Annotated in this window: 12 protein-coding genes and 1 pseudogene; 7 read left to right on the top strand and 6 right to left on the bottom strand. The window is 35.5% G+C overall.

Going from position 1 to position 13,852, the window contains the following annotated elements:
* Positions 1-88: 88 nt before the first annotated feature.
* Positions 89-1,450: a PQQ-dependent sugar dehydrogenase gene (locus tag AAHI02_RS00320; RefSeq protein ID WP_346984905.1), complete on the top strand. Its 1,362-nt coding sequence runs from the start codon at positions 89-91 to the stop codon at positions 1,448-1,450.
* 263 nt (positions 1,451-1,713) lie between these two features.
* Here AAHI02_RS00320 and hemN read toward each other — a convergent pair whose 3' ends face one another.
* The 4 genes from hemN to AAHI02_RS00300 all read right to left on the bottom strand — a co-directional run bounded on the left by hemN (position 1,714) and on the right by AAHI02_RS00300 (position 6,027).
* Positions 1,714-3,072, bottom strand: a complete 1,359-nt coding sequence (gene hemN, locus AAHI02_RS00315) for an oxygen-independent coproporphyrinogen III oxidase (protein ID WP_346984904.1) — start codon at positions 3,070-3,072, stop codon at positions 1,714-1,716.
* A 344-nt stretch (positions 3,073-3,416) separates the two neighbouring features.
* A complete protein-coding gene (locus tag AAHI02_RS00310; protein WP_346984903.1) occupies positions 3,417-3,908 on the bottom strand; it encodes a hypothetical protein in 492 nt (163 codons plus the stop codon).
* Positions 3,909-3,915: 7 nt separating this feature from the next.
* Positions 3,916-4,467 carry a hypothetical protein gene (locus tag AAHI02_RS00305; protein ID WP_346984902.1) on the bottom strand — a complete coding sequence of 184 codons (552 nt, stop codon included), beginning with the start codon at positions 4,465-4,467 and terminating at the stop codon, positions 3,916-3,918.
* Positions 4,468-4,506: 39 nt separating this feature from the next.
* Positions 4,507-6,027 carry an amino acid permease gene (locus AAHI02_RS00300; protein ID WP_346984901.1) on the bottom strand — a complete coding sequence of 507 codons (1,521 nt, stop codon included), beginning with the start codon at positions 6,025-6,027 and terminating at the stop codon, positions 4,507-4,509.
* A 165-nt stretch (positions 6,028-6,192) separates the two neighbouring features.
* Here AAHI02_RS00300 and pnuC point away from each other — a divergent pair, with 165 nt between their 5' ends.
* From pnuC to AAHI02_RS00270, 6 genes and pseudogenes are all read left to right on the top strand, one after another.
* A complete protein-coding gene (gene pnuC, locus AAHI02_RS00295; protein ID WP_346984900.1) occupies positions 6,193-6,867 on the top strand; it encodes a nicotinamide riboside transporter PnuC in 675 nt (224 codons plus the stop codon).
* A complete protein-coding gene (locus AAHI02_RS00290) occupies positions 6,864-7,493 on the top strand; it encodes a hypothetical protein (RefSeq protein WP_346984899.1) in 630 nt (209 codons plus the stop codon). Before pnuC ends, AAHI02_RS00290 begins: the two co-directional genes overlap by 4 nt.
* Positions 7,494-7,594: 101 nt before the next feature.
* Positions 7,595-8,362, top strand: a complete 768-nt coding sequence (gene dapF / locus AAHI02_RS00285; RefSeq protein WP_346984898.1) for a diaminopimelate epimerase — start codon at positions 7,595-7,597, stop codon at positions 8,360-8,362.
* 23 nt (positions 8,363-8,385) lie between these two features.
* Positions 8,386-9,412, top strand: a pseudogene (gene mltG, locus AAHI02_RS00280) (endolytic transglycosylase MltG).
* Between the two features lie 167 nt (positions 9,413-9,579).
* Positions 9,580-10,014, top strand: coding sequence for a carboxypeptidase-like regulatory domain-containing protein (locus AAHI02_RS00275; RefSeq protein WP_346984897.1), 435 nt, complete (start codon positions 9,580-9,582; stop codon positions 10,012-10,014).
* Positions 9,929-12,091: a TonB-dependent receptor gene (locus tag AAHI02_RS00270; protein WP_346984896.1), complete on the top strand. Its 2,163-nt coding sequence runs from the start codon at positions 9,929-9,931 to the stop codon at positions 12,089-12,091. The genes AAHI02_RS00275 and AAHI02_RS00270 overlap by 86 nt, the downstream gene beginning before the upstream one ends.
* Before the next feature lie 48 nt (positions 12,092-12,139).
* Here the strand turns inward: AAHI02_RS00270 and AAHI02_RS00265 are convergent, their stop codons facing one another.
* Together AAHI02_RS00265 and galE are read right to left on the bottom strand one after the other, a co-directional pair.
* Complete coding sequence (locus AAHI02_RS00265; protein ID WP_346984895.1) at positions 12,140-12,592, bottom strand: adenylyltransferase/cytidyltransferase family protein; 453 nt, start codon at positions 12,590-12,592, stop codon at positions 12,140-12,142.
* A 19-nt stretch (positions 12,593-12,611) separates the two neighbouring features.
* The gene (gene galE, locus AAHI02_RS00260) at positions 12,612-13,646 is read right to left on the bottom strand and encodes a UDP-glucose 4-epimerase GalE (protein WP_346984894.1); all 1,035 of its coding nucleotides are present in this window, start codon (positions 13,644-13,646) and stop codon (positions 12,612-12,614) included.
* Positions 13,647-13,852 lie beyond the last annotated feature (206 nt).

The raw sequence follows: 13,852 nt of genomic DNA, 5'->3' as shown, positions 1-13,852 counted from the left end.
ATTTTTTAATGGTATTTTAATGAATTTTATAATGTTTAATTGGTACGAAATTTTCATTGCTGTTTAATACACTAAATATCAAAATATTATGAAAAATCTACTTTTTGGCGCAAGCTTATTTTCTTCTTTCTTTTTTAATGCCCAAAGCATTAACCTGGAAGAATTTGCAGCCGGGTTTACAGCACCGGTAGAAATTACAAATGCCAATGACAGCAGAATGTTTGTAGTTCAGCAAAACGGAATCATCAAAATCGTACAGCCTGACGGAACTACAAATTCGACCAATTTCCTGAATATCAGCTCAAAAATAACCTATGGAGGTGAAAGAGGACTTTTAGGACTGGCTTTTCATCCGCAATACTCAACCAATGGGTATTTTTTTGTGTATTACAACGATACCAGCGGAAATATTACGGTAGCCAGGTACACCAGAAGTTCAAATCCTGATGTGGCCGACGTAACAACGGAAAAAATTATTTTAAACCAACCCAAACCGTTCGATAATCACAATGGCGGAAGCATACATTTTGCTCCCGACGGATATCTTTGGATCGTGACCGGTGACGGCGGAAGCGGCGGAGATCCTAATAACAACTCGCAAAACAAAAATTCTCTTTTAGGAAAACTCCTGAGATTGGATATCAATTCTACAGGAGCGTACAATATTCCCGCTGACAATCCTTTTGTAGGGACTGACGGAGCTGATGAAGTTTGGGCTTACGGATTGAGAAATGCATGGAAATTCAATTTCGACACTGTTTCAGGAAACGTGATGATTGCGGATGTCGGTCAAGGACAGATTGAGGAAATCAATAGAATGCCTTTAACACAAGCAGGAATCAACTACGGATGGAGATGCTACGAAGGTAATAATGCATACAACATAACAGGATGTGCTGCACAGTCCACGATGACATTCCCTGTAGCAGCATACGACCATTCAGGCGGAAAATGTTCTATTACAGGCGGATATGTTTACAGAGGAACCCAATATCCGGCTTTACAGGGAAAATATATTTTTGCAGATTATTGCTCAACCCAGATCGGAATCATGAATAATGATGATTCTATCACCTGGTCGCCTGCATTTTCCGGAAATAATTTTTCTACGTTTGGAATCAATAATCAGAATGAACTTTTTGTAGCCGCAGTCAATAATGGTAAAATATTCAGGGTAACAACATCAACTTTAGCAACGAATGAAAATGATTTTTCCTCTCAAATAAAAATTTATCCTAATCCGGCTTCCAAAAAGGTTTTCATAGAAGGAATTAAAGACAAAAATACAACAGTTGAAATCCTGAATACCGAAGGAAGAAAAGTTCTGGAGCAAGGGAAAATTGAAAATGATAACAGCCTGAATATTTCAGGAATTCCAAGCGGAGTTTATTTTATTCACCTTAATTCAGACAACCAAAAATCATACAGTAAAAAACTCATCATCAAATAACCGGAATACACATCCATAATCCCTTTAAGCTCCGGTATTTTAACCGGAGTTTAATTTTGCTTTCAAAATTAACCCTAATGACTTTAAAAATTCATCCTGATGATTTTCCGAAATTACCTTGATGATTTTTCTAAATTATCTTGACAAATTTTGAGATTGATACGGATGAATATTTCCGAAGGTAAAAATGTTAATAAAAAAATGTTTCTGTCCGGGTACATCGGGCAGAAACATTTTAAGAACATATTTTAATGTTATTTTTATTATATCGTCATTGAGAAAATCCTTGTTTCAGGTTTATTTCTCATCATTCTAAGGTCAAATACCATCGCTACATTTCTCGTAAAAGCTCTTCCTTTTTCCGTTATTTTGATCTGATTATCATGAATTTCAACCAATTCATCTTTTTCCATCTCTTTTAACATTTCAAATGCATTTTGCAATTCAGGAAATGAATTATGCATATCAAAATGAGTTTCAAGCTGGCACATCAAATTAAGAATATGCCTTCTTACTATAAGATCTTCTTTATTTAAAATATGACCTTTTACCACAGGAATTTCGCCTTCTTCAACCATTTTCTGATACTCTTCCACTGTTTTTACATTCTGTGCAAAAGCATACCACGAATCTGAAATAGCCGACATTCCGAGCCCGACCATCAACTGGGTCTTGCTGGAAGTATATCCCATGAAATTTCTGTGTAGCTTTTTTTGAATCAGAGACTGATAAAGATCGTCGTGTTCAAGAGAAAAATGATCCATTCCTACTTCGATATATCCTAAATCCTGAAGTAATCTTTTACCATCTTCATACAGCCGGCGTTTTTCCTCACCACTTGGAAGGTCGTTTTCATCAAAACCTCTCTGCCCAACACCTTTTACCCACGGAACGTGTGCGTAGGAATAGAAAGCAAGACGGTCGGGTTTTAATTCCATCGTTTTACGGATGGTATATTCCATCGCTTCCCAAGTCTGATGGGGAAGACCAAAAACAAGATCATGACTGATCCCCGTATATCCGATTTCCCTTGCCCATTCCGTTACTTTTTTTACGTTTTCAAAAGGCTGAATCCTGTTGATCGCCTTCTGCACTTTCAGATCATAATCCTGAACTCCGAAGCTTGCTCTTCTGAAACCAAGATCATATAAGGTCTGTAGATGCTCTCTGGTGGTATTATTAGGATGTCCTTCAAAAGAAAACTCCTGATCTTCGGCAATTTCAACCGTTTCAAAAATCCCTTCCAGTAAGGTTTTTAAATTCTGTGGAGAAAAGAAAGTTGGCGTTCCACCGCCCAGGTGAAGTTCCTTAAGCTTTGGCTTTTCATTAAATAAATTAAGATAAAGCTGCCATTCTTTCAATACACTTTCCATGTATGGTATTTCTACGCTATGCTGCTTGGTGATGCGTTTATGGCAGGCACAAAATGTACACAACGCCTCACAAAAAGGCAGGTGAATATAGATAGAAATCCCTTCTTCTGCATTCGATTCCTTAAACGTTCTGATGACACTCTGCTTCCACAATTCCGGGGAAAAACTGCTTTCATCCCAATACGGAACCGTAGGATAAGAGGTGTAACGTGGTCCGGGAATATTATATTTATCTATTAAAGAATTCATTTCGATTTAAAATTTTAATGAACTTTCGTAAAAGTTTCATAATGCAAAATTAAAGATATCTGATGAATTTCTAATCATGAAATATATTAGGGTCTTTTTCAGAAATTTATAATGACTCTAAATACTGCAATTTTTGCTCAGGATTATTTAACTGCAAGAGATGCAAAAGTTTAGATAATTTTAATTAAACCTAATCAGAATGTAAAAAGATCTAATCAGAGCGCAAAAGGACTTAAACGGATCTAAGGTTGCAGAGCCTGTAGTCTTTTGTTTTCTTTTGAATGTGCAGAAAACGGTTTACGGTTAAATTAATTAATTTGCGGTCCTAACTATCAAACAGATAATCAGAACTTCAGTTTCATCACAGAAATCTTGTCCTTTCCTGCGAATACAACTGTATTTTCATCAATCCACTGGCACACGAAAAATCCTTTTTCATCGGAAATTTTTCTCCAGGTTTTCCCAAAATCTGAAGAGTAGCTGATGTGTTGATCTCCTACTGCTATAATTTCTTGTCCTTTTGAATCGGGTTTTATTTTTACACAAGTCATGTAACCTGCATTTTGTCCCGAAGCCTGGATGGTCCAGCTTTCTCCGCCGTTATTTGTAGTAGCGATATTGTTGATATTCTCATTTTGCTTAGTATAATCTCCACCTACTGCAATACCGAATAAATCTTTGTAAAAATCGATGGAATAAATCCCTTGTGATGATGTTCCGGAAATAAAAGGCTGTTTCGGAAATTGCCAAACAATGTTGGTATCAAAATCTTTTCTAAAAACCCTGGAAGTAGCACCTCCTGTGGCGATCCACAAATGATTTTCCGATGATGCCATATTAGAATTACTTGCAGCAAATGCAGCTTCTCCTTTTTTTAAATTCCAACCCGTTTGTTTGATTTGTCCAAAAAAGATTATTTTTTTTATTATACTGCAAAATACGTGCATTCCCATCTTTGTCGGGATCGCTTAATGCAAATGCCTTATTTTCATTTACAAAATGTAGCGCATCATAAAAAGCAGTTTTCAAAGTATCTTCAAAAATAATACTATGTTTTAAGTTACTTTTATTGATCCGAAAAAAATAAGCCGGGCTTTCAATGTTTATCGTATAAAAATATTTTTTGTCCTGAGCTAAAGTTCTAAACTGAAGTTTTTTATCTGATAATTCTATCTGTCTTTGTTTTTTAGGATGTTTCAGATCAACAAAGCCAAATTTAGAATCCGTACCGCTGTACCAGACTTTGTTGTCATATATTTCAATTGCTCTTATACTAATTTTATCATTTAGAATAGTCGTAAAACTTTCTATTTGTTGAGAAAATGTAAAAACTCCCAATAACGAAAATAAAAGTGGTAAGGTCTTTTTCATAGGTAACAAAAATAAAAAATCCACAAACTTCTCTGTGGATTTTTTGAATTTATATTAAATTAATTATAAATCTAAATCGGTTTTTTGTAAAGGCTCCTGCTCTGCCTTGAAAGTTTCTCCGTAACCAACTTTGTGAAGCTTACTGTTTCTAAGACTATAGGTGAAATAAATGATCACTCCTAATGCAAGCCATGCCAATGAAAGATATTTTGCTTCATGGCTCAGGTTCCAGATTAGGTAAACATTGATACAGATTCCTAAAGTTGCAATAACAGGCAATGCAGGAACTTTAAATGTTCTTGGTAACTGAGGTTCCTTTTTTCTTAAAATCCAAACTGCCACACAAACCATTGTAAACGCGAACAACGTACCGAAACTTGTCATATCAGCCAATTTGCTAATTGGTGTAAATGCAGCAACCGTGGCAATTAAAATCCCTAAAAGCATTAAACTTTTTGCAGGAGTTTTTCTTACAGGATGTACATCACTGAACAATTTAGGAATAAGACCATCTTTAGACATTCCTAAAAATATTCTCGATTGTCCCATGATCATTACCATTAACACGGAAACCAGTCCTACTGTTGCAGCTATCGTGATAATATAACCCGCCCATCCTTGTCCGGCAATTTCAAATGCATACGCTACAGGCGCCTTAATCGCATCCGGATAATTTCCGTGAGGATCAAAATCCTTATAGTTCATCATTCCTGTAAGTACCAAAGACACTAATATATATAATGCTGTACAAACCAAAAGTGAAACAATAATCGCAAAAGGAACATCTTTTTTAGGATTAATAGCTTCCCCTGCCTGTGTAGAAACCGCATCGAAGCCCACATACGCAAAGAAAATGGCAGCAGCTCCCGATATAATACCCTGAATACCATATGCCTCTTTCATACTATCCCCTTCTTTAACCATTGTAGCTACAGGGATAAAAGGATTCCAGTTTTCAGTATTAATGAAGAAAGCACCAGCGACGATTACAAATATTACCGCAGAAACTTTCATAATCACAATAAGATTATTTGCTTTTGCAGCTTCTTTGGTTCCTTTAATAAGGATCGAAATCACTACAAGAACGATTACAAAAGCAGGCAAATTCATTGAAAACCCTTCTCCTGTATAACTTGCAGGATCTGAAGTAAGATAATCCGGCAAATGAAGCCCGAACATTTTCAAAAGCTTATTAAAATATCCGGACCAGGATACAGCCACCGTCATAGATCCCATTGCATATTCCAGGATAAGTCCCCATCCGATAATCCATGCAAAAATTTCTCCTACAGTTCCGTATGCATACGCATAAGCAGAACCTTCTACTGGTAAAATAGATGCAAATTCTGAATAACATAATGCTGCAAATACACAGGCGATTCCAGCGATAATGAAAGAAAGAGCTAATGCAGGTCCTGCATGGTAGTAAGCTCCGGTACCTGTAAGTACGAAAATTCCCCCACCAATAATAGCTCCGATTCCGATAGCTGTAAGACTCCATTTACCGAGCACTCTTTTGAGCTGACTGCTTTTCATATCATTTTCGAAAGCACTCATCGGTTTCTTGGTCCAAATTTTAGACATATTTTATTATTTATTAAAGATTTACGAAAATATAAAAAATTTAGAAACCTTAACGTTTATTAATAGATTTTCGTCATTTATTTTAAAGTAAGGTATATAAAAAACTGATTTTCATATTATTTAAATCATTTTAAAGTATCTCTTTTTTTGTTTATTTTTGATCTTATGAATCTATACGATCTTTTCGTAGAACCCTACGAAAGCTACACTACACTGCAGATTTTCCTTGAAGCCACCGCTACCGTATTCGGAATTTTAAGCGTTTATTTTTCCATTAAAAAAAATATCTGGGTATATCCCACCGGTATCATATCTACCCTGATCTATGTGTACATCCTCTTCAATTTCGGACTTTTGGGAGACTGTATGATTAATGTATATTATACTGTGATGAGCGTTTATGGATGGATTTTATGGGCGAAAAACTCAGAAGATCACGTCCATGTGGACGTTTCATTGGCATCAAAAAAAGAATGGCTGTATGGGATTTTACTTTTTGCTATAAGTTTAATCTTAGTAACTATAGTATATTATTATAAACCTTACATCGATAATCATTTTTCAATGAAAAACGTAAGTCTTGGTTTGTATCACCTCGATTGGGGCAACTGGCTCGACGTCGTTACCACCTCTGTATTTCTGGTAGGCATGTGGTTTATGGCAAAAAGACGGATTGAAAACTGGATTTTCTGGATCATCGGAGATTTTATCTGCATACCCATGATGATTTACAAAGGTCTCGGAATCACTTCGGTTCAATATTTGGTATTTACTATAATGGCAATCCAGGGCTATATTATCTGGAAGAATAGTTTAAGAAAAAGTTTAGAAAAGTCATGAAAAATTTATTAAAAATAGCATTAAGTGTTGTCACCATAGCGACTTTAGCATCGTGTACAGCCTACGCAGATCCGTATGCAAATACATACGGCGACCCATATTACGATAACGGATATTATTACGCCCCACAGGGATATTACGGTGGTGGCGGATATTGGGGAAATGACGGATATTATTACAGAAATAATATGAATTATTACTATGATAACGGAATTCCGTATTACTATCAAAACTATAACAATTCAAGAAGGAAGGTGTATGTTGAAAGAAGATCCGACAATGGAACAATCTCTGCCAGACCAAATAACGGATTCCGTGGAAATGTAAATGACGGAACATCCAACAATGGAAGTTTCAGAAACAATAACAGGCAAAATAACAATCAGAGATCAAATAACGGTTTCAGAAACCAGCAGCAGAATGCTCCTAAACAGCAGAATAATAGCGGGGGATTCAGAAATAACTCTTCGAATAATACTAATAATTCAAACAGCGGTTTCAGGAATAATTCGTCTAACAGCAATTCCAATAGCGGAGGTTTCAGAAACAATTCCGGGACGCCGACGCAACAAAGTACTCCTCAGCCGAATACCAACAGGAACACAAACGGCGGCGGTTTTAGATAAAAACGATTATAAATAAGAAAACGGACAGCTAACACTGTTCGTTTTTTGTTTTAATTGCACTAATTTTGCATGTTTAATTCGAGATAAATATCATCTATTATATGGAATTTTATAAATATCAGGGAACCGGAAACGATTTTGTAATGATCGATAACCGCTCCGGAGAATGGGACGATCTTTCCATTACCCATATTCAGAAACTTTGTGACCGCCGTTTCGGCATCGGTGCAGATGGTTTAATAAAAATAAACTCTGCGGAAGGTTTTGACTTCGAGGTGGATTATTATAACTCCGATGGTTCGAAAAGCTTTTGTGGGAATGGCGCGCGCTGCTCAGTTGCCTTCGCTTTTTTCCTTGATATTTTTGAAGGAAAATGCAGATTTACAGCTATTGACGGAGAACATATTGCAGAAATTCACAACGGAATTGTAAAGCTGAAAATGAATGATGTTAAAACCATTTTCAATGATGGTGAAGATATCGTAATGGATACCGGATCTCCGCATTATGTAAAATATGTTGAAGATATTGTTAATTATGAAGTTTTTGCAGAAGGAAACAGTATCCGTAATTCTGAAAATTATAAAGAAAAGGGAATTAATGTAAATTTTGTGGAAAAAATTAATGATGATGAAATTTTCGTAAGAACCTATGAACGAGGCGTTGAGGATGAAACATATAGCTGCGGTACCGGAGTTACAGCTTCAGCTTTAACTTTTCTCCAAAATAACAATCTAATTTCCGTAAAAGTAAAGACTTTGGGAGGAAACCTAAAAGTATATGCTGAAAAAGAGGGAGATTCCTTCAGGAACATTTGGCTTGAAGGACCTGCAAAACAGGTTTTTAAAGGTAAAATCGAACTTATTTAAAGCAAATATTTAATCAAAATTCTATGAAAAAAGCTATACTCATCGTTATTCTGCTTGTTTTTGTGATAGGTGGATTTTTTGGTTTTAGATTTTATACTAAATATTACGGGAACAATATTAAAAAAAGATGGTTATGTTCTCATTCCTCACAATGCGAATTTTAAACAGATTCTTGATTCTGTAGCAAAATATGTTGACAATAAAGAGACATTTGAAGCGGTTGCCAAAGAAAAAGAGTTGGATAAGCATTTCAAAGCGGGACGATATCATTTTCAGAAAGGTTTGGGAAATGCTAACCTTATCAATATGATCAAAGCCGGAAACCAAAGTGAAAACAGTTTCAGAATAGGTGACTTTGGAGACGTGTATCAGATGCTTGGAAAAGTTACAAAAAAAACAGAGCTGGATTCTTTACAATTCGTAAACGGATTGAATACCATTGCTATCGAAAAAGGTTATAATAATGCAGAAGATCTTAAAAAGTATTTCTTTATTGATACCTATAATTTTTTCTGGACGGTAACTCCTGAAGAATTTTTCAAAAAATTCAATGATCAGTATAATGAATTCTGGAACTCGGAAAGAAAGGCAAAAGAACAGCAATCAGGTCTTACAAGAGATCAGATTTACGCGTTGGCTTCTATTGTTTATAAAGAATCCGGAGGTAAGAAAGATGAAATGAGAACGATCGCAGGATTGTATCTTAACCGTTACCGAAAAGGGATGAAATTGCAGTCGGATCCGACGGTAATTTATGCTATCAATAAGCAGACTAATTTCCAACAGTCCATTAAAAGGGTTTTCTATAAACACTTATCTACTCCATCGCCTTATAACACGTACGCCAATAAAGGCATTCCTCCGGGACCGATCTGTGTAGTGGATAAGAATTCAGTGGATGCCGTTTTAAATGCTGAAAAAAATGATTACATTTTTATGTGTGCAGATCCGGCAAGATTAGGATACCATAAATTCACAGCAAGTGCAGAGCAACACGCCATTAATGCAAAAGCATATCAGGACTGGCTGAATTCAAAAAATATAAAATAATAATCATAATTAACTTTTTTTAACAATTTAATAATTAACATTTCGAATTTAAAAGCGACATATATATTACAAATAATAAATTAGGCTTGATATTTGAAATTAAAATCAATTGATAATTTCACAATATTAAGAGAAATCTTTCACGATTTTACACAAAAAGATACCTTATGAATCAGACGGAAATCATTAACATTTTTACAAAAAAAACCTTAGGGCTTACATTTGTACTTTCTGCAGCCGCTTTGGCTTTTGCACAGGAGAAGGTAGGTATTTCCGGGTCGGTAGTCAGTAAGAACAACCAGCCCGTTCCTTACGCATCTGTTACTTTCAGTAATAAAGCAAACAAACAATTCAGTGATGCTACGCTCACCGATGAAAAAGGCCAATATAAACTTGAACTTACTCCCGGTCAATATGACATTACGGTAGAGGCTATCGATTACAAAAAAAGTGTCGTTACAAAACAAATAACTGCTGCGGGCAATATAGGAGCACTTTCTATTGATCCTGAATCAAGTGCGACCAACATCAAAACCGGAGACATCCAGGGGGGTTGTTATTACAGCGCCTTCTACAAAACCTTACAAAGTAGAACTGGATAAAAGAACATACGATCCGTCTCAGGATATCGTAAGTAAAGGAGGAAATCTTCAGGATGTACTTGCGAATGTGCCTTCAGTTTCTGTAGATACGGACGGTACCGTTTCGATGAGAGGAAGTTCTAATGTGAAATTTTTAATTAACGGAAAACCTTCTGCCTTACTGGGAATTGATGACGGAGCAAATGCTTTGCAAAGCATCCCCGCTGACCAGATTGAAAGAATTGAAGTAATTACCAATCCTTCTTCTAAGTTTGAAGCAAGCGGAACAGCAGGTATTTTGAACATCATCCTAAAGAAAAGTAAAAAAACAGGTTTTAACGGAAGTATTACCGGAACTCTGGGATATTTACCTCAAACCAATCTCAACACCAATCTTAGCTGGAGAAAAGGAAATCTCACATGGTTCCTGAATGGTGGCGGTGGATATAGAGAATCTAAAAATACGAACAGAAATAATGCAACATATTTCACCCCGACACTAGATAATAAGGTAAATGCGGATCAAGAATCCATAACAAAGAGTAAAAACGATAACTATAATGCATCTACAGGTTTTGTGTATGATTTTTCTGACAAAACTTCAGTCAATGCATCAGGAACAGTAAGAACTTTTGATAGTGAAAATGACGGAAATGTATTTTATGGATATCGTTTTACTAATGGAAGCTTTTCGTCTGCGAGAAGACAAAATACCGGATCAAATAATAATCTTGCTTTTCAGGGAGACTTTGGACTAGACCATAAATTTGATGATAAAGGACAAAACCTATCGTTATCTTTAAGCTTGCAGAGAAATAGATCATATAACGATACAGATGTACTTCAGACTGAAAATGATGCTTTCACCCTACAAAATCTTATCGACCAAAATACGATTAATAAAACAGTAATTGCTAAGGCAGATTATGAACTGCCATTAGGAGAAAATTCTAAAATTGAGGCAGGATACAGATTGGATATCAATCAAAATGATTATGAAAATGATGTTTCACAAAGATATTCAACTACTGCAGATTATTTCTTTTTACCAAAGTTCACTTACAATGCAAATTACAAGGAGACCTTCAATGCAGGATATGCTCAGTTTAAAAGTAAAATTGGCAATCTTGCATATCAGCTGGGTTTAAGAAATGAATATTCTCAGATAGATATTAAATATCAAAATTTAGATTCTGATTCTAAACCGATTGATAAAACTAAAACTTACAACAACTTATTTCCTAGCGTTTTCTTAAGCTACGAAATAGCTAAGGACAATCAGTTTTTGGTTAATTACTCAAGAAGAATCGACCGTCCGAGATCTTTCTTCCTGATTCCTAATCCGAGTTATACGGATAATCAGAATATTTTCGATGGGAATATCGACCTGAATCCTTCTTATGTAGATTCTTACGAATTCGGATATAGTATTTCTAAAAATAAATTTACCATAAATCCAACCTTATATTTTAGACATACAACAGATGATGTAAAAATGGTTGTATTTACAGGTAATGATGGGGCTTTTCATACAAAACCTATCAATTTGGGAACCGATGACCGCTATGGTTTGGATCTTAATTTTAACTGGGATGCAACAAAATGGCTGAAGTTTTTAGGAAACGTAGATTTATTCGGGTACAAGACAACAGGTGTTTTTGCTGATGCCGGTTTAGTAAAAGAACCACTTTCATTTGAAGGTACCGGGTTTTCCAGCAGGGCAAGATTAACTACTACTTTTAAAGTTGATAAGACATTTAGTTTCCAATTCCAGGGATTCTACAGAGGAGCACAGAAATCTCAGAATCAGGATAGAAAAGACATGTATGCCATCAGCTTTGGAGCTTCCAAAACAGTATTGGCCGGCAATGGTACAATAAGTTTCAATATTCAGGATATCTTTAATACAAGAGCGATGAGAAGCCTTACGACAACACCTTCCTTTGAGAGAGAATCTTACATGCAATGGCAACCAAGACAGTTTGCCCTTTCATTTACGTACAGATTCAAGCAGGGTGAAAAAATAGAACAGCCTAAAAGGAAAAAAGACATTAACTCCAACGCTGCAGGAGACGATCAGCAGGGAGGTCCAATGTAAACTTCCTCTATACAACAAAAAAAATCCCGAAACTTAATTCGGGATTTTTTATTTAATTGTTTCAGCTTTTGAAACTTTTTCTAATTCTGCTTCGTAAATTCTTTTTCGCAAATCACTTGAAGAAAACCTGTGATCTCTCTTATTATAAAAGATCTCTATTCCTTTTTCTTCACAGTATTTTTTCCCTGTAAAATCACGGTCAAGATAATCGTCACCGATAATTCTCACATCAATCACAAAAGACTTTAGAATATCTTCCAGATCCTGCTCCGTGTAATAAGGAATAATCTCATCTACAGCATTTACTGCTTTTAATTGAATATATCTTTCAACGATAGTCTGTGTAGGCTTATTTTTATTAGGACGATCATGCGAAGGATCAATCTGCAAACCCACTATAAGATAATCGCAAACTGTTTTTGCTTCTTCAAGCATCTTGATATGACCTGCGTGCAACAAATCAAATGAGGAAAACGTGATGCCTATTCTTTGTGTTTTCATATGTATAAATTCTTTTAAATTATAACTTGGCTTCTTGATTTCGTATTTCAAGATACTTTTGCCATTCCCAAACGGTTTTCAGTGCTTCTTCCAGAGAAGTGTCGGATTTCCAGCCGAGTTCTCTTTCCGCTTTGTCTACATTGGCATAGGCTATTGTAATATCACCCTCCCTTCGGTTACAGATCTGATAAGGAACCTGTACACTGTTTGCAGTTTCAAAAGCTTTAACAACTTCCAAAACCGAAGATCCTTTTCCAGTTCCCAGGTTATATATATCAACCACAGTGCCATCAGAAGTATTTTGCATTAATTTTTGCAATGCTGCAACGTGAGCCTTGGCAAGATCTACCACATAAATATAATCGCGAACCGCGGTACCGTCTTCGGTAGGATAATCATTTCCCCAGATATTAAGTTTTTCACGGATTCCAGCCGCCGTCTGCATGACGTAAGGCACCAAATTATTCGGGACTCCAATCGGTAGTTCTCCAATTTTAGCAGAAGGATGCGCTCCAATCGGATTAAAATATCTTAGTAAAGTGATTTTCCGTTGATAAGCCTTAGCAAAATCAATTAAAATCTCCTCTCCCATCTGCTTGGTTTTTCCATAAACACTTTCCGGCATTTTAAGAGGGGTATTCTCGTCGATAGGCATCGTATCTGCCTGTCCGTAGACTGTACACGAAGAACTGAAGATGAAATTTGAAATACTTCTTTCTTTAAATTCCTGTAAAATATTAATTAAAGAAAATAAATTATTTTCATAATAATCAATCGGCTTTAGCTGGCTTTCTCCAACTGCCTTTGATGCTGCAAAATTAATACAGCCTTCAATATTGTGGGCATCAAAAACCTGGGTTAAAAGTTCTCTCCTTTTTAAATCAAAAGGATAAAAAACAGGCTTTCTACCTGTAATCTCTTCAATATTTTTTAATATAAATCGCTCTGAATTGGATAAATCATCCACAATAACAACTTCAAAATTGTTATTCAAAAGCTCTACAACTGTGTGCGAACCGATATATCCTAAACCTCCTGTTACAAGTATTGCCATTTTTTAATTTTTATTTTTTAATCATTTTGTGTTCCTATTGTATCGACTTCAGATATATCAAAACTAAATTTTCTTTTATTATTTAAATAAATTAGAGATGAAAAAAATCACAGAAAATATTACAATAATAGCAATAAATAAATATCTGGCTTCATCCTTTTCATATTTTGAATAATGAATACTAAAATCGAAAAAGTTTAAAATAA

This window comes from Chryseobacterium sp. POE27 (genome assembly GCF_039727685.1).
Lineage (GTDB): Bacteria > Bacteroidota > Bacteroidia > Flavobacteriales > Weeksellaceae > Chryseobacterium.
This window is presented reverse-complemented; position numbering and strand designations above follow the sequence as displayed.